The sequence below is a fragment of the Anaeromicrobium sp. genome (genome assembly GCF_025210435.1).
Taxonomy (GTDB): domain Bacteria; phylum Bacillota; class Clostridia; order Peptostreptococcales; family Thermotaleaceae; genus Anaeromicrobium.
The window spans coordinates 1-18,309 of the sequence record NZ_JAOART010000103.1 but is presented as its reverse complement, the minus strand read 5'-3'; the positions used below and the strand labels follow the sequence as shown (position 1 = coordinate 18,309).

General features: G+C 30.1%; 17 protein-coding genes and 1 pseudogene. 4 read left to right on the top strand and 14 right to left on the bottom strand.

The annotated features are described in order from the left end of the window. Window positions 1-114: 114 nt before the first annotated feature. The 4 genes from N4A57_RS12630 to N4A57_RS12615 all read left to right on the top strand — a co-directional run bounded on the left by N4A57_RS12630 (window position 115) and on the right by N4A57_RS12615 (window position 2,897). Window positions 115-516, top strand: a complete 402-nt coding sequence (locus N4A57_RS12630) for an ArsR/SmtB family transcription factor (protein ID WP_293658353.1) — start codon at window positions 115-117, stop codon at window positions 514-516. Between the two features lie 47 nt (window positions 517-563). Next, window positions 564-1,520 (top strand): permease, encoded by a 957-nt coding sequence (locus N4A57_RS12625; RefSeq protein ID WP_293658352.1) that lies wholly within the window; start codon window positions 564-566, stop codon window positions 1,518-1,520. A 19-nt stretch (window positions 1,521-1,539) separates the two neighbouring features. After that, the gene (locus N4A57_RS12620) at window positions 1,540-1,773 is read left to right on the top strand and encodes a thioredoxin family protein (protein WP_293658351.1); all 234 of its coding nucleotides are present in this window, start codon (window positions 1,540-1,542) and stop codon (window positions 1,771-1,773) included. 188 nt (window positions 1,774-1,961) lie between these two features. Next, window positions 1,962-2,897, top strand: a complete 936-nt coding sequence (locus tag N4A57_RS12615) for a CobW family GTP-binding protein (RefSeq protein ID WP_293658350.1) — start codon at window positions 1,962-1,964, stop codon at window positions 2,895-2,897. 91 nt (window positions 2,898-2,988) lie between these two features. Here N4A57_RS12615 and N4A57_RS12610 read toward each other — a convergent pair whose 3' ends face one another. The 14 genes and pseudogenes from N4A57_RS12610 to N4A57_RS12545 all read right to left on the bottom strand — a co-directional run bounded on the left by N4A57_RS12610 (window position 2,989) and on the right by N4A57_RS12545 (window position 17,643). Next, a complete protein-coding gene (locus tag N4A57_RS12610) occupies window positions 2,989-3,684 on the bottom strand; it encodes a TVP38/TMEM64 family protein (RefSeq protein WP_293658349.1) in 696 nt (231 codons plus the stop codon). 172 nt (window positions 3,685-3,856) lie between these two features. After that, a complete protein-coding gene (locus N4A57_RS12605; protein WP_293658348.1) occupies window positions 3,857-4,414 on the bottom strand; it encodes a TetR/AcrR family transcriptional regulator in 558 nt (185 codons plus the stop codon). 19 nt (window positions 4,415-4,433) lie between these two features. Next, window positions 4,434-5,516 carry an NADH:flavin oxidoreductase gene (locus N4A57_RS12600; RefSeq protein ID WP_293658347.1) on the bottom strand — a complete coding sequence of 361 codons (1,083 nt, stop codon included), beginning with the start codon at window positions 5,514-5,516 and terminating at the stop codon, window positions 4,434-4,436. A 221-nt stretch (window positions 5,517-5,737) separates the two neighbouring features. Next, entirely contained in the window at window positions 5,738-6,370 is a 633-nt protein-coding gene (locus N4A57_RS12595; RefSeq protein ID WP_293658346.1) for a HoxN/HupN/NixA family nickel/cobalt transporter, read from the bottom strand. Between the two features lie 28 nt (window positions 6,371-6,398). Next, a complete protein-coding gene (locus N4A57_RS12590; protein ID WP_293658345.1) occupies window positions 6,399-7,628 on the bottom strand; it encodes a hypothetical protein in 1,230 nt (409 codons plus the stop codon). 234 nt (window positions 7,629-7,862) lie between these two features. Next, window positions 7,863-8,642, bottom strand: coding sequence for an ATP-binding protein (locus N4A57_RS12585; RefSeq protein WP_293658344.1), 780 nt, complete (start codon window positions 8,640-8,642; stop codon window positions 7,863-7,865). A 16-nt stretch (window positions 8,643-8,658) separates the two neighbouring features. Then, on the bottom strand, window positions 8,659-10,545 hold the full coding sequence (cooS, locus tag N4A57_RS12580; protein WP_293658343.1) for an anaerobic carbon-monoxide dehydrogenase catalytic subunit: 1,887 nt from the start codon (window positions 10,543-10,545) through the stop codon (window positions 8,659-8,661). A gap of 278 nt (window positions 10,546-10,823) precedes the next feature. Next, window positions 10,824-12,548 (bottom strand): hypothetical protein, encoded by a 1,725-nt coding sequence (locus N4A57_RS12575; RefSeq protein ID WP_293658342.1) that lies wholly within the window; start codon window positions 12,546-12,548, stop codon window positions 10,824-10,826. Between the two features lie 771 nt (window positions 12,549-13,319). Beyond that, the gene (locus tag N4A57_RS12570) at window positions 13,320-14,030 is read right to left on the bottom strand and encodes an endonuclease V (RefSeq protein ID WP_293658341.1); all 711 of its coding nucleotides are present in this window, start codon (window positions 14,028-14,030) and stop codon (window positions 13,320-13,322) included. Between the two features lie 62 nt (window positions 14,031-14,092). Next, window positions 14,093-14,461, bottom strand: a complete 369-nt coding sequence (locus N4A57_RS12565) for a hypothetical protein (RefSeq protein WP_293658340.1) — start codon at window positions 14,459-14,461, stop codon at window positions 14,093-14,095. 116 nt (window positions 14,462-14,577) lie between these two features. Further along, entirely contained in the window at window positions 14,578-15,135 is a 558-nt protein-coding gene (locus N4A57_RS12560; protein WP_293658339.1) for a leucine-rich repeat domain-containing protein, read from the bottom strand. Beyond that, window positions 15,080-16,012, bottom strand: a complete 933-nt coding sequence (locus tag N4A57_RS12555; protein WP_293658338.1) for a leucine-rich repeat domain-containing protein — start codon at window positions 16,010-16,012, stop codon at window positions 15,080-15,082. The genes N4A57_RS12560 and N4A57_RS12555 overlap by 56 nt, the downstream gene beginning before the upstream one ends. Before the next feature lie 52 nt (window positions 16,013-16,064). Then, on the bottom strand, window positions 16,065-16,247 hold the full coding sequence (locus N4A57_RS12550) for a hypothetical protein (RefSeq protein ID WP_293658337.1): 183 nt from the start codon (window positions 16,245-16,247) through the stop codon (window positions 16,065-16,067). Window positions 16,248-16,551: 304 nt separating this feature from the next. Next, window positions 16,552-17,643: pseudogene (locus N4A57_RS12545) on the bottom strand (GerAB/ArcD/ProY family transporter). Window positions 17,644-18,309: the final 666 nt, after the last annotated feature.

Sequence of the window (18,309 nt, the reverse complement as noted above, 5' to 3'; positions counted from 1 at the left end):
TATATATTCCATAATCAATTCCAGATCTTATTTTTTTAATTATCTATTGAAAATTCTAAAATAAACATGTATTATATGATTATAAGCGAATATAGCAATATAGGAGGTAATATTATGAATTTTATTGAACCTTTCAAAATGTTAAGTGATGAAACTAGAATTAGAATTTTAAATCTTCTTATGAATCATGACCTATGTGTATGTGAGATTGAGACTATCCTACAAATCACCCAGTCTAATGCATCAAGGCATCTCAATAGGCTAAAAACTACAAAGGTCATCGATTCTTTCAAGGATTCTCAATGGACTTACTATAAAATTCATCATAACTTTATGACTGAACACAAAAAATTGTATGATTATCTTATTGATCAATTCAGCGATGATAATCAATGTATTACAGATTTAGATAAATTAAAAAGATATGAAAAAAGCAGTTTCACAAGGAGTCATATAAGAGAACAAAAGGAAGAGGTAATAAAAGCGCTAAACATTCCTTGTCCTTGTGGTAAATAGTTTTTTATTTTTCTTATTTCAACCAACCTAATAAAGGAGGTTTTTGTATGTTCCATTGGCTATATAATCTAGTAGAATTACTAGTTGAAAAGGTTTTTGGTTTATCTATGGAATCTAATGTGGGATCTAGTGTACACTTTTTCTTCTATGACACAATAAAAATCCTTATACTTCTAGGCATAATGATATTTCTCATTTCATATGTAAGAAGCTATTTTCCTCCAGAGAGGACAAAAAAGATTTTAGGAAATTTTAAGGGTATAGGTGGAAACTTCATGGCATCCCTATTAGGTATAGTAACTCCCTTTTGCTCTTGCTCTTCTGTACCCTTATTTATAGGTTTTGTAGAAGCAGGTATCCCACTAGGTGTTACTTTCTCATTCCTTATAACATCCCCAATTGTCAATGAAGCTGCCTTTACTATTCTTCTTGCAGCCTTTGGTCTAAAGATTTCTCTTATTTACGTGGTCACAGGAGTAGTGGTAGGAGTTATAGGTGGTATTATAATAAATAGTCTTCATATGGAGAGTTATGTGGAAGAGTATGTGTATCAATTAAAAATGAAAGAAAAACCGCCTGAAGAACTTACAAGAGAAGACAGAATTAATTTTTCAATACAAAATGTATCAGATATTTTCAAAAGAATATGGTTATTCCTCATCATAGGTATAGGTATAGGTGCACTGATACATGGATGGGCTCCAGAACATATACTCTCTAAATATGCAGGCCCAGATAATCCCTTTGCAGTTTTTGTAGCTGTAATTTCGGGTATACCACTTTACTCTAATGCTCTGGGTACTATTCCTATAGCTGAAGCCCTCATAAAAAAAGGTGTCGGAATAGGAACTGCCCTTTCCTTTATGATGGCTGTTACGGCCCTTTCCGCACCGGAGATGATTCTCCTAAGGAAGGTTATTAAACCAAGGTTAATAGCTACATTTGTTGCTATTACTGGTACATCCATAATTATTGTTGGGTATTTATTTAATATAATACTTTAAATTTTAGGAGGTTGTTAATATGATTATAAAAATACTAGGTGAAGGTTGTTCTAAATGTGATGAAATGTTTGAAAATGTTAAGAAAGCTACTGAGGAATGTGACATTAATGCCCAAATTATAAAGGTAGATGATTTTAGAGAAATAGTTGTCTATGGAGTTATGACAACTCCAGCTCTAGTAATTGATGAAGTAGTAAAATCTTCTGGAAGAGTTCTTTCAGTAAATGACATTAAAAAATATTTAGGCATATGAAATAAATAAACTAGTCAGCTCTCTTAGGGATTTGGATTATTTTCAAGGCATGATGAGAGAGTATATTGAACATATGTAAGCGATTCCATAACGAAGAAAATAATTCAAATAACTAGTGAAATGACTAATTTATTTTTTGAATATGCCTCATAAAATAAAAAATAATTTTTCACAAAGGAGGCCCACTTATGAGTAAAAAAATTAAGCTGTATATGTTATCTGGTTTTTTAGGTGCTGGTAAAACCACATTCCTAACAAGTGTATTGAATGATCTTCATAATAAAAAAGTTGGCGTAATAATGAATGAGTTTGGCAAAATCAGTATAGATGGTGAAATAATAAAAAAAGATGGAATGGAACTTGTGGAAATAAATAGGGGCTCAATATTTTGCTCTTGCCTTAAATTAAATTTTGTGCAGACAATGGCTCAAATGGCTGATAGGGACCTAGATTATCTATTTGTTGAAAGTTCTGGTTTAGCAGATCCATCAAATGTGGATGATATTCTCTTTGGAGTTAAGCACAACAAGGGCGATGTTTATGATTATAGCGGCATAATTAGTATTGTGGACGCCCTTCACTTCTTTGATCAAATTAAAGACCTGGAAACCGTTGAAAGACAAATCAAGCACTGCCATATGGCCCTTATAAACAAGATAGATCTTATTCCTAGGGAAATGGTTGACAAAATAAGAGAAAAAATAAAAGAAATTAACCCAAAGGCAGAAATCCAAGAGGCATCCTTTGGAAATTTCAACTATGATTTCTTAAATAAAGATTTACTAAAAAATCAATGGGCTGAGAGTGAAGATACTACTAATACAACAGAAAATAAGCCTAAGACCCTTATGCTTACTTATGATGGTATTGTTAGTAAAGATGATTTATCTAAATTTTTAGAAGAGGTTTCTGTTAATACCTTTAGGATGAAAGGTTTTGTAGAGCTTACAGACGGCTGGCATCAGGTAGATGTGGTTAATAGAAAAATAGATTTCAAACCATGTGATGAAAAACCAGAAGGATCTCAACTAGTTTTAATATCTAAAATAGGACCTGCTGTTATAAAGCCTGTAATGGAATCATGGAAAGAAATTATGCCTATTGACATGAAACTAAGTAATTAATAAATTCAAAAGAATTTTAGACTAGGAACATAATGAAGTTTATAATAGATAGAACCTCAAACCCATAAAGTTTGAGGTTCTATCTTTTACTTTAATTCATAATATCTATACCCTTTTTCTTTACCACATATCTAGGTATTAAGGATATGCCCACAAATAAAATGGCTCCTACGGCTAAATACATAAAAATTTTACTAAGACTACCACCAGATCCAATGGCTCCTCCCATAAATGTGAAGGCCATTATGCCAGGTATGGTACAAATCCAAGAAACTAATATGTATGATGAAAATTTCATATTTGTTAAACCATAGGCATAACTTTGAATCATATATGGAAATACAGGTATGAGTCTTGTGATAATTAATATTCTTAATCCCTGCTCTTTTACTCCTTCATCAATCTTCCTAAATTTTTCATTTTTATTTCCTATCTTTGAAATTATGCCTCTTGCACCGTATCGTGCAACTAAAAAGGCCGTTCCATCAGCAATAAGGGCTCCTACTGCCGTCCATAGGGTACCCATTAAAGGGCCAAAGATTACTCCTGCTAAAATCACAAAGGGTGGTGCAGGAAAGAAGAATAAACATGCCCCAATAAATATTAAAATATATACTATAGGCCCAAGGGAATTAAAACTCTTAATCCACCCCTTTAAGTTTTCTATATTATGAATGCTAATATAATCATAAATGCCAAAAGCCTTCATTGTAATAATGCAAATTAGTATGAGTAAACTCATAATAATTAGTTTGATCCATTCAGAGGATACTTTAACTTTCTTCATATATTTATCTCCCTAAATAATAATTGTATACTATTACAATTTTATCACAAAAAAGATTATCCTCCATGTCTAATAGATTTTATCTATGATTTATAAGTTTCTATAAGATTTTAAAATAAAAAGGACTTTCTTCTAGATTTAATCTTTCCTAGAAAAAAGTCCTCATAATTAGCTACTTCATAATTTGATTGTATATTTGTTCCATGACAGTATCAATAGTATTGTCATCTATGACCCTAGAATATTGTATAGCTCCCTTATATGAAGTTAGTATCATAAGTGCCATGCTCCTAGGATTCCCCTTGAATTGGAAAGTACCTTCTTCTAGTCCTTGTTCAAGGATTTCACTTAAATAATCAATCTCTCCTTCACTTAAGTCAGCCACCATGGCCTTCATAGAGTCTGGAATCACATTATATTCCGCTTGTAAAGATGATATGGGACAAATATCTCCTGCCTTAGCACAGCTAAGAAGATTCTCAAATATATACTTAATCTTCTCCTGGGCAGTGCCTATCTTATCAATCTTACTCTTTATAGCCTTAGCTTCTACCTTTAACTTTTCACAAACAGCTACTCCCAAATCTTCTTTTCTAGGAAAGTGATGATGCAAAGTTGCCTTTGTAATTCCTACAGCTTGGGATAAATCTTTATAGCTAAAACTATCAAATCCATATTTTTCAATAAAATCAATAGCAATATTCACAATCTGTTCTTTTCTATTTTCCATATTAACAAGTCCCTTTATATTATTTTTTATTGAATATACAACTAGTTCCACGTGGATTAAAACACTTATTACATGATACACATTTTGACTTTTCTCTATCCCCTTCTAACCATCTTGTTACTAGCTTTGGCTCTACTATGAAAGGTCTACACATGGAAACTGCTTCTATATTTGTATCTTCAATTACTTCCTTTACTACATCTAAGGTTCTAAATCCACCTACCACAATAATTGGTGTACTTATTTCCTTAGCTATATTATTTGCATATTCCCTATGATATGCCTCATCCTCTTTTGTTCTTATGGCAATTCTTATAGGAGTATGTTTCCCTATCTTAATTCCTCCACTTACTTCAATGGCATTAAAGCCTACTTGTGAAAAGATCTTCATTGCTTTTTTACTGTCTTCAAAAGTAAGTCCACCTTCTTCAAGGAAATCACAGGCATTTATTTTTATAAATATAGGGAAGTCTTCTCCACACTTCTTCCTAATATTTTCATATGCCTCTAGTATTATTCTTGCTCTGTTTTCAATACTTCCGCCATACTCATCAGCTCTTCTATTATAATATGGAGTTAAAAATCTACTAAAGAAATATCCATGGGCTCCATGGATTTGAACGCCATCAAAACCAGCCTTCTTTGCTCTCAAGGCTCCATCTCCAAAGTCCTCAACCAATTTTCTTATTTCTTCTTTAGTTATTTCCCTTGATTTAACCCTTGATCCCTCATCATCAATTCCTGATGGACTATATGGTTCATATGTGGGTCTACCGCTTATCTGTGATCCATGATGGACTAATTGTACAACTATTTTATTTCCTTTACTATGTACCAAGTCCGTTAATTTTTTTAATCCTTCTATATATGAATCATCGTGTATTTTCATTAGAGTATGAGTAGCAGTTCCTTCTACTACTTCTGTTAATCCTGTAATTAATAAGCCTATATTACCATCACATAGTTCACTATACATATTCAAAAGTCTATCTGTCACATAACCATTTGAATCTCCCATAAGTTCTGCCGTAGCTGATCTTACTATTCTATTATTAATTTCTATACCGCCTAGGTTTATTTTTTCAAATACTTTCTTACTCATATTTCTCACTCTCCTTAATTTCATAAGAAGAGTATATCATACTAGTAGGTAGGTGGTAAATCTTTTTTTCAGAATAAATAAAGTCAACTCTAATTCATTGACTTTAAGCATATTCTATATTAGATAGATTAGAAAAGATAAATTGTAATGTTTTTTACTTATTATATACATATCTAAAGAGTACTTTATAAAGTACTCTTTAGATATTTCACACAGCATATTTATATGTTAATTAGAGAGTATACATAGTAAAAACCAAATCCTAAGCTAAATATTCCAATGGATAGATTCATAAATTTATTTATATTCACATTATTATTTATTGCAAATGGAATTCCTATAATAAGTGTACATAAAAGCATACTAACAATGGTACCTAAACCAAAAGCCCCAATAAATAATCCACCTTCTAAGTAACTATTGGCTGTAGATACAGTTAGAAAAATCATTGCTGCACTTCCTGCTAATCCATGAATAAATCCTATTGATAATGACTTTATATAGTCAATGATACCACAACCGTATATGCCATCATTATTATGACTATGTGAGTGAAGTTTTTTCTTATAAGATAGTATGGTTTTCATACCAAGGAAAATTATCATAATGCCAACACCAATTTCTAATAAAGTAGCCAAATTATTAGGTATTTCTTCCTTTAACATTATAGTAATCATTCCTACTATTAATAATGTGGCCGTATGACCTATGCCCCATATGATACCAACCATTGCTGCTCTTTTAATATTCTTTGTTGCACCTACAATATTTGATACAGAGATAATGTGGTCTGGTTCTATAGCATGCTTAAGGCCTAATAGAAATGCGAATATAAATATTGGAGTCCCATTCATACTAATCAATCCTCCTCATATGGTGAAATTAATTATTTTTTCTATTTACATTGAATCCAAGTTTATTTACTAATTGATTATATGTTAAACCAAATAGTTTTTTTATTAGATAAGATGATGGACCATTAAGGCTATTGTATTGTTTTTGTGTGGGTAACCTCATATTTTTTTCTACATATAGCTTTATCTGTTCCTTAATTTTTTCAAAAACTTCCTCTTCCTTTAGACCTAAATATCCCTCAATAAAATCAATCTCACTATAACCTAAATACTTGATTAACTCTTTATAGGTAAATTTGAAACGCTTTTTTATATATCCATAAGAAGGAACATCCAAAGATTGAAATTCTTCTCCATTAGGAAGTCTATTCTTTTCCCTTGCAAATCTTTCAATTTCCCCTTTAAATCTAATGAAACATTCTTCATCCGTAAAATACTTATATTTTTCTCCCGGGTTAATGGGTTCAAAACCAAGTTTTAATAATAAGGCATTGTAGGTGAGATTGTGTCTCTTTTTAAAATAGATTTCCGATGGGGCGTTTAGTTTACCATATTGAAATTGAGTGGGAACAACCCCATGTTCACCAACAAACTTTTTAATTTCATTCCTTGTGAGTTCAAATATTTCATCATAGCTATAATTTTTATAGATAAGAGGTTTATGCTTTAATTTTAATGAATATCCTAAACTTTCTAATAAATCATAATATGTTTTTTGAAATCTCTTTTCATAAAACTGAACTGAACCAACTTTAAATCTACCAAAGGCTTTCTTATTAGGAAGTTTATTATTGTTCTTTAAATATTCATCAATTTTAAGTTTAACCTGCCTTAATAAAACCTCTTTTGGAATATGCTTGTATATCTTAAATCCATTTATATGGTCACAATCAGTATTCTTTAGTAACCTTGGATAGGTTATGTTAAATCTAGCCTTCAGGTATTTTAACGAAGGAAGGGGTAAGGTTTTATAAATTTGTTCATTTGGTACGTATTCATATCTATCTATAAAGTCTTTAATTTTATTTTTAATCAGACCATATATTTCTTCTTCTGATAGACTACCATAGTTTTTTACATCACTTATTTTATATGGATCATATCCTAATTCTATTAAAAAGTCATTATATTTTATTTTATAATTTTCATTTATCCATTTATATTCATCCATATATTTATCTTTGAATTCTCTTTCAGTTGGAAGCATATTAAAACTATGAATATACTCCCTTACTAGTCTTTCAATTTTCTTTCTCAAAGAAACCTCTCCTCTTGGTGATTGAATTTTTATCTGTAAACACATATTTATATTATACGATAAATATATATTTTTAAAAATCCATATCTCTATTTTATAGGAGAAGGCCTGTTCATAGAACTATGACATGGAGGTACACGTTCATTATTACAAGGCCTGATGTACTTGGTCCCCCTGTCATATTTCTCTTTTAGTCATAATACATATTTTTCAGTATACCTAAATATTTTCACCTTACTTCAAAACCATGTCTAATAATTTTTCCTTAATAAACTTTACCTCTGTAATGGTTTTTTCACACAGGTCATAGGGAGAGGAATTCCTTCTATCAGAATCAATAATTTCCTCGTTATAGTAAATAAAACCCAATATGTCTTCTTTGTTTATATTATTCTGTATATATTCCATATCTTTTTCATTTCTTACTTTATTTCCAATTGCAAATATATTTTCAACCCCTATATGTGACGCCATTTTTTTTACTTTTTCATAGGTCTGAATACTTCTAATGCCAGGTTCAACCACTACAATAAATGCATCCACACCCTTTGCAACGCCTCTGCCCATATGTTCAATTCCAGCTTCCATATCCATGATCATTATCTCTTTGTTTTCTAAAATTAAGTGGGAAATTAACTTTTTTAACAATACATTTTCAGGACAATAACATCCCTTTCCACCCTTGTCAACCGTTCCTAAATTTAATAAATTAATGTTATTAAATTTATGGGAATACTCGTCTCCAATGTCATCTACCTTTGGATTTAACTTAAACATTTTCCCAAATCCTCCTAGGGAACAGGCTGTCCTTTCTTCTATTAGTTCCTTCATCTTAGTAATAGGAATTATATTATCTATAATTTCTTGAGGAAAACCTAATGCAAGGGCAAGATTATCATCTGGATCTGCATCCACTGCAAAAACCTTGTTCCCTTCATCTGAAAACATTCTACATAGCATAGCTGTAAATGTTGTTTTTCCAACTCCGCCTTTACCAGTAATAGCTATCTTCATAGTTTTAATACCCCCTTTATATTCCTAATTTTTGTCTTTTCATATCTATTCTTTCAATAATCTGCTCCGCCGTCTTTATAGGATCAGTCTCCACAAAAAACTTTGCACCTACTATGTTTTCAATATCATTTACTAAAATATTTACCACTTTTTCAGAGCCAGTTATCTGTGGTAATACTCCCAACCAAGTGTCTATTCCTGTAGATACAACATATACACCGATTGCTACTGCCTTTTCAGACATCCACTCAGGAGCAACTCCAACTACTGGTAAATCTGAAATATCTACATTTAATAACTTTGCAACCTCCCCTGTGAGCTGTAAGATCCTACTAATATCTACACAGGAACCCATGTGGAGTACAGGTGGAATATTTAAACCTTCACAGACAGATCTTAATCCATCTCCAGCTAATTTAGCAGATTCTATATTAACTAAACCTGCCTTTGCTAGTGCCGTTGCAGAGCATCCCGTTGCAACTACTAGGATGTTATTTTCAATTAACTTTTCAGCAATTTTTATGTGATTGTAATCTTGTTTAATTCTTGGATTATTGCATCCCACAAGTGCAGCTACACCTCTAATTTTTTTTTCTGCAATTGTATTTACTAAAGGCATAAGGGTTCCCTTTTCATTTTCATTAGCAACCTTATCCATATGTTTAATTATCTCTTCTACACTATATCCCACCATAAATTCAGTCTTAGTGTCAGGAATGCAAATATCTTCCTTATTTCTATTTGGAAAATTTTCAATTGCCTTGAGTACAATCTTTTTAGCCGATTCATATGCATGTTCTTCATTAAATTCAATATGAGTAGCCCCTGTAATTCTAGCTGTGGGTGAAGTAGTAATAAAGTCTGTGTGATACTTTTTAGTTAACTCCGCCAATGAGGGGAGGATACACTGCACATCTACAATGACCGCTTCAACAGTTCCAGTTATCACTGCTAATTCTTGCTGCAAGAAGTTACCACCATTTTTTGTTCCATGTCTCATTGATAATTCATTACCTGTACAACACATTCCAACTAAATTAATACCATCTGCTCCCACTTCCTTTGCCTTTGTCACTAATTGGGAATCAGAAACTGCTAATAAAATCATCTCAGAAAGACTAGGCTCATGGCCATGTAATATGATATTTACTTGGTTTTCCTCTAATACAGCTAAATTTGATTCCGTTTTCGTTGCCTTTGGTACATTAAATAATATATCACTTATTGCCGTTCCCATATATGACCCAGCCCATCCATCTGCTAAGGATGTTCTTAAGGCCATACGTAACATCTCTTCTGCATCTGCCATACATCCAATATGGGTAGAGTGCATTATGGATACAACTTCCCTATCTATTGCCCTTGGCATAATATTTTCTCTTCTCCAGAGTTCTTTTCTTATTTCAGGTATGGATGCTGGTAATTTCATTTCACCAAAGGCCTTACCAAAATTTTCTAATGCAACCTCTGCCACCATATGACCTATCTCATAAATGTCCTTTCCTTCCGTGTCAATATGCCATTCCTTGGCAAGGCTTATTAGCTTATCAGGATTCTTAATAGTATAGTCGCCCTCTCTAGATGCCTGATGAAGTAAATGTATTATTCCCCTAGCATGGTCTGAATGGGCAGCAGTTCCAGCAGCCACCATTCTAGCCAGATTTCTTGATACGATCACATCTGCAGTTGCTCCACATATACCTCTACTAGAACCTTTTCCTGGTACAGGACTAATGCGACATGGACCCATGGCACAAATTCGGCAACATAGACCCTTTGATCCAAGCCCACATGGAGCTTTCATAGCCTCCACCCTATCCCAAACAGTTTCTACTCCATCCCTTTTCCCCTTTTCTAGTAGCGAAACCATATCACTGTTTACAAAAGATTCGAAGTTTTTCATTATATAACCTCCCTATAACTAAAATAATTTGACGTAAATTGTCGAAATATTATTTATATTATAACAAAATATTTTTCGCAAAACAATATTAGTTATTTTTTTATCTTTTTATTTCATTCTTATATCATATATATTTTTTTAAGTTATCACAGCCAAAATATTTTTAAATAACTATAATCCATCAATTTTTCATAATAAAACAAAACCCCTTCGGCACCATTGCCGAAGGGTAATTTTTAATCACTATTTATCTATACTATTATTCAAAAAATACTTTTTCATATGTAATAGGAACTATATTTTTCTAAAAGCATTAATTCCGAAGTTTCAAAAGAAATGAAAGTAATTGAGTTTAGATCCATGGATACAGATTCAAAGATGCCCTTATCTTTTACTTTAAATGCATTTAATACCATTTTTTCTTCTGATATTTCTTTTAGTTTTCCCTTATAGTTTTCGTTTAGAGTTTCTATTTCTACAAAATGATTTTTTACTTCATAATTGTCAAAAATCGTCTCCCATTTTTTAAGATCAATATAAGGTACTGTATTTAATTTAAAATAATATTCCTTTTGGAGTAGGTCATTATAAAAATCAGGACAATAGGATAAAGATTTAATTTGATTTTTCAAGAAAATGCAATAACCGTCTAATCTTAACCCTTCTACTCTTAATGCTAAACAATACTCTCCTTCTTCCTTTAAAATAATCATTTCATTAAATGTACACTGTGATTCAAATTGAATTTTTACAAGTTTTTGAAGTTCTAAATTACATTCTAATCCTAAGTTTTCTAAAGGCTCTACAATAGTTTTATCTTCAGATAGGACTTCCTTTTTTTCCTCTGTCATATTTATTATTGTATTGTCTTTTATTTCTTCTTTTTCTAACTTTGGACTCTCCTTAGTTTGTGCTTCATTAGGTAAATTCTCTATTTCATTATTTAAATCCTTTTGAGGAGAAATAGGTTTACATATTTCTTCTTGTTTATTATGCTTCTGAGCATCTTCATCTTGAATAGTTCCTTGACCATATTTATCTATATATTTTTGAAATTCTTCTCTTAAAGCATCTTCTCCTAATGCTGTTTGTGAACATTCCAACTGGAGTCTTCCTGTTTTTTTCAATTTTTCTTCATCATAATCTATTATATAATCTATTTTTGAAAAAAATTCAGGATTTTCCTCCATAAAATTTTCAATATCATTAAACCAAATGATTAAGCCACCTGGAGTATCCCTTGTTCCCCTTCGCACTTCCATTAATTTAATCTCATTCCAAGATAGCTTAAAATTTGCCTTAGGAAACTCAAATCCTACTTTTGTTAAAATTAAATAAGAGGTATATTCTATTTTCTTAGAAAAATAAAACATAATAGGTATGCCTATAAGACAAGTTACCAGGAAAACAGCAGCATTTTGTGCAAATATATTAATAAAAAATATGCTACCTAACCCATACGCCAATACTTCAGATGTACCCTTATTAATTTCTAATTTATCCTGTGATTCTTCCAGGTAATATAGGGAACACTCTTTTAAAAACATTTCAATATTTGATTTTAGATCATTATTTGAATCTTTTATAAAGTTATAAGGATATTCTATTATTTTATCTTCTTCAGTTTCCTTTAAGATATTTCCTTGTTTTAATTTTTCATAAAACAATTTTTGTTCTTCTGTAATCATTATATCTTTTCTTAATTTTATGCAAAGATAATATCTAAAAAAATCAAATTTAATATGATATGTATGAATATCATTCCAAGGAATCTCCTTCTCATAAGAATATAGTTTAATTCCCTCCTTTTGCAAATTAAAAACAACTAAAGACTTTTTAATCCAATTAAATTTAATTGGATTTTTATGAAAAAATATATAATATACTCCACCTAAAATAAGGATTGTTGGAATAATCCCTAAACATATCCATCCAATAAATATAGTACTAAATATAATACCAAAAACTAATTCCCTATTGTAAACTATTTTTGTATCCTCCATAATTCATCTCCCCTTTTTCCTCTCATTTTGAAATGAAAATTCCACGTAAAACTTAAATTCGCCCATTTACAGTTTAATTATCATTCTAAATTGTTACCACTTCACATGTACAATTATAGCATATGTTAAATAACAAATTATACCATTTTATGATTGTCATAGTATAACATACTAATTATAACTATATATTTATAGATGTTATCTTTCAATCCAGAAGAAAAAGCATATATAGCAGAAATATTGCCATAAAAAATATTTTAGAAATTAATAAATCCTTGTAATCATGACCACCCGTCCAATTGGTGTTTTGCTTTAGCCCTAGAGGGGCATGTTGCTCAATGTGTCTTAAGACACATTGAAAGGTCGGCAAACCTAAATACTATCCTAACAAAAGAATTTTTTATTTTCTGCTCACCCCTGGAAGCTTTTTTGAACCACCCCCACAACAGGTGGTTTTCATTTATACAATAAAGCTTATCTTCATTTATATTAAACAAGTTGTATGCTCCAAAGGACTTTTTAAATATGAAAATCATAAAGATTAGTATTATAGCAAAAATCCAATTTATAAATTCCATATCTCCCCTTAGAATTGGTCTAATAACAAGTCTATACATAGTAGGAAGATAACATAGAGTTATTAAAATAACCATATAACTCCCCTCAAAAATATGTTTTTTCCCTTAAGAAAATAACTCCTAATACAATTTCCATGAAAAAGAGATAGCAATTTATTATCCCTATCTCTTTTGTCTAACTTCTAATTAATTTTTATTCACTTCTTAGTCTTTTTCTTAATATGTGTGTTTCCAAATCAGCAAGCCTTACGGGAATTGGTAGCTTACTATCTTTATTTACCAAACTCATTAATATTTTATAGCTAGTTTCTAAATCTATATAATTACCACAAGATAAAAATATGGGCTTAACATTTTTTAATGTTCTTACAGCACGACCATAAATAACTTCATCTATTACTATATGAGTAAATGCTCCTTCTTCATTTTCAGGCATTTCAAATTCTACTTTTTTTATTTTTAAATAGCTCTTTCCTATTCCTATAGTTGGTTTATTAAGAAAAAAGGACGCATGAGTGGCTACTCCCATATGATTATAATGGAGATATCCATTACCATCAAAGAGAAATACATCTGGCTCAATAGTTAATTTCTTAGCTGCTTCAATGATTAGAGGAAGTTCTCTAAAAGCTAAAAATCCTGCCACATAGGGAACTTCTATCTTTCCAAAGCTATAAACCTTTTCTATTACTTCCTTTGTATTAGCATCTATTACAATTATACTGCATACTCCGAAGGGTTCTCCTTTTTCTTCCCAATAGGCTAAATCTACACCTGCATAGGTTTTTATATTATTAAAATTAATTTTATTTGTTAACTCTATCCTTTCCTTTAATTTTTCTTGTATTTTTATAAATTCCTCTTCATTGTTATGCTTAAAATCATGTACATTTGTTATCTCCATAACGTCTCCTTATTTTAGACTATTAATTCACCCTTATAATATATTTTCTAGCTGTTCACAACCTAATTTGATTTTTCTTTTAAATTTGATTTTTTTAGTCCAAGACCTTCCCAAAATTCCTTTGGATACGATAAACTTTCTGGCTTACCTACCCATCCATTCTTAATATTTAGTTCATATCCCTCTTCAAGTTTTTTATATTCAACACTATTGAAAGCAATTTTATCCCATTCACCTACATATTCTACATCATCCAACTTATCTGGATAATTACCATTTCTAACTTTATGTAGTTCTATAAGAGCAATGACAGTTTTAAAATGTTGATCCCCAAATTCTTCATTTGCTTTTTCTTTAAATTCCTTTGGAAAACAGCCTACCATCAGTATCATACATATTAATCCTATGACCATTACATAGCTTTTCTTCATCCATATACGCCTCCTGTCATAATCCTGTTTCATATTTTTAAAATTACATTATAATTACTATACTATTATACTTTTAAGAATCACCATTCCATATTATACTACTTTACATATATCATTTATTTAGCCTTTAATATGATATCTTCACTATTAATTTTAGTTAAGTTTTTAAGATTCTTTATATCACTTATGTTTTCTACTGTACTCTCATCTATACTCAATGATTCTAAGTTATTAAGAGATAATAAGGGACTTACATCAGTAATTTTGTTTCCTCCTAAATCTAATCTCTTCAAATTAACTAGATTTCCAATGACTCCTATGTTTTTTATTTCATTTATACTTAAACCTAAATATTCTAGTTTTCTAAGAAATAAGAGTGGTTCTATATTTTTAATATTATTATTCATTAAACTTAAGCTGTTTAGATTAATTAGTTGAGATAGTGAATCTATATTAGTTATATTATTTTCATCTAAACTTAAATCACGTAAATTTGTAAGTGATGATAATGGACTTATATCTGTTACATTATTATGAATTAACTCTAGCATTCTTAACTCAGTAAGATTCCCAATAGGCTCAATATTTTCTATGTTATTATCCCATAAATGTAATTCCCTAAGTTCTTTTAATGAGCTTAAGCGCTCCACATTGGATATTCCATTTCTGCTCAATATTATTCTCCCATAAATTTAATTCTTCTAATCTTGTACAACATGATAGGGGCTCTATATTTACCAAATTATTGTAATATAAATTTAATTTCTCTAGATTAACAAGTTTTCTTAGAGGCTCTATATCTACTACCTCATTAGAAGATAAACTCAAATCCGTAAGATTAATAAGGCTTGATAAGAAATTAATATCTATTATTTGAAGATATTCTAAATCTAATTTTTTCAAATTAGTTAGAGCACTTATTACACTTATATCTTTTATTTTGTTATACCCTATATTTAATTCTTCCAATGTAGAAAAAGATGCTATAACTCCTATATCTTCAATATCATTCCAAGATAAATCTAATTTTCTTAAATTATTTAGTCCACTAATATATTCTATACTTATTATGTCATTAGAACCTAAGTTTAGATTTTCTAGTTTTTCTAATAATTTTATAGGTTCCATATTAACGATCTTATTATAGGAAAGATTTAAATACTCTAATTTTTTTAGTGATTTTAATTCACTTATATCTGTTACATTAACATCTATCAACTCTAATTCCTTTAAATTAACTAGGTTTTCTATTCCCTTTAAACTAGATATTTTGAAATAGCCCGTATATAGTCCTTCTATGTGAATTACGTCTTTTTTAAGAATTTCTCCTTCTGTTTTCTTTATTATGGCTCTAATTACACCTTCTAAATTTTTATCTTCAAAAATTATTATTTTATTTAATTCACTAGATGATATGTTCTCCATACTAGCTTTATCCTCAACAGATTTAAAACGTACGAAAACTTCCTTTCCTTTGCTACTTTCTATAGCATATATGTAATTTGTACATAGTAAAAACAGGATTAAACCTATACATACCCTTCTTCCCATATTGATAGACACCCTCTTTATCCAAGTCTTATACATTCATTCCCCTAATAACTTACATGATTAACTTCTTAAAATTAATCACTGCATTGGCAATGGCTACTACACCTAATAATCTAGCTATGTTTTGATTTTTTATAACTTTTTGCACCAACTCTGAATCTGGTTTAAATATCAAATTAAATCCAATTGTTGCAAAAATAACTACCTCCACTAAATAATATATTTTCTCTCCCATTTATACTCTCTCCTATGCTTTTGTCCTATATATATATATTACCATATAATTCCATAAAAAATAAACAATCTGAGTTGCTATAAATACAAAACTCAAGTTGCTTAACAATACTTTTTTATTCTTCTCTACTTGACAAGGGTCACATCATTTTATTATAAGAGTATTTCATATAAAATTTAAGCTCTTATTCATTGACCAGGATTAACTGTCCCTTTTACCCAATTGCTTTTCACACACTCAGACATGCCCACCTCATGTATTTTAAAACTATAAAGTGTAGATATTATACCTTAGATATTCCATCTCAATTGTTTGTCAACCTTTTCTTTTTAATTTCCGTAGCAATGAGAATAATAATAGGCAAAATCACCACAAATAAAAAAGCATAATAATGATATATTGTTGCAACCCACTCTCCATACTCAATTACACCCTCAAATTCAAAATAAGTTAAATTAATTAATAGTAATGAAACAGGCGTTACAATAAATCGATAATCTTTACACCCGAATGATTTTGCAAAACCTTTGCAAGATGCTAATAAGCCTAGACTTGCTTTTATTAGACCACCTATTACCATTACACTCCCAGGTATTATTTCACCTCTTTGTAAAATTTTACCAACATCTATTTTCCCAGCAGAAGCATAGGAGGGGAAGTATGCTGTTGTAACTCCATCTTCTCCTAAAACTAAAAGATTCATTATGGAAACAGTAAATACAATAATGCCTCCAAACAATAAACTTAAGAGATAAACTTTATAAGGAGATTTTTTAGTATTAAAATTAGATAAAACTACAGTTAATATTATTACCTCTATAAAGGGAAATACTAATGTAGCATAAGAAGCTTTTAAAAGTGGTATTATCTCATTTACGTATAATATGGGACGAATATGGTTTATATTCATCTTTGGTATTAATAATATTATCTGACCAGATATAAAAATAATTAATAAAGGGAAAAAAATAGTTGTCACATTAGCTATCACTTCAATACCTTCATTTATCATTCATACACATAAGGCTATAAATAGAATGATTAATGTAATCATAGATGTTTTAGCTAAGCTAGCTGTGTTAATGAAATAAATCATATTTTCTGTAATTAAAGCTGTTAAATGAAATATATACCATGTGAATAATATAATAATTCCTTTTCCAATTACTTTGCCAAAAGAAATTTCAATCATATCAAACAAGTCTTTATTTGGAAAATTATAGTGTAACCTAGCATATATTAGGAATATTAGAATTGCCATAAATATTGATAAAATAATAGCTAACCATAAATTTTTTCCAGCCTCAATTCCCTTTGATAGCATTGTTGTTTCTCCTATTATAAAAGTTATTACCAAAAAAATCCTTTGTCTGTCAGTAATAATTTCTGTATTCATTATTTGCTCCTCTCAAATTTTTCATAAAAATAGTATGCCCTATATTATTAAAATAATTTCGTACCTTATGAAAAACAAGAAATTGTATGATAAAGAACAGTTCATCTAACCCCTAATTTATTTTTTCTTAGATTTTACATATGTATTCTGTCCATTTGCTATTAGTGTGGACAAAATAGATTCCCCTTATATATAATTATTATCAGGAATAAGTTCTGTTTTTCTAAGTGTAAATCCTTCTTATATCTATTTGTAGATTTTCGCTTTAAACTGACCCCTTATGGAATACACACTGTCGTAATATTAAAGTATAAATATACATGCCCGAGTTTGCCATTGACACCGAGCCTCTGTGGGCATAGGATAATGTTCCTGGGACAAAGCTTGTAATAAAGAGCATTGCCACGTATATGCTACCATACCCACCTCTCAGTGTAAATGGTACGCTTTGCCAAACTCTTTTATAACTCATATTTCGCATAACTAATTTTACCCAATATAAAGTATAAAAATCTATCATAAATTTCATTATTATAGAAGTAAGAGAATAAAGAGAGGATGGAATTTATGCATAATATAGACTTTCGCTTTAAAACTCATAATCATGGTAGAATGAATTTCTTAGCTGAGTTTTGCAAGAAGCTAGGAATAAGTGAAATAATGGAT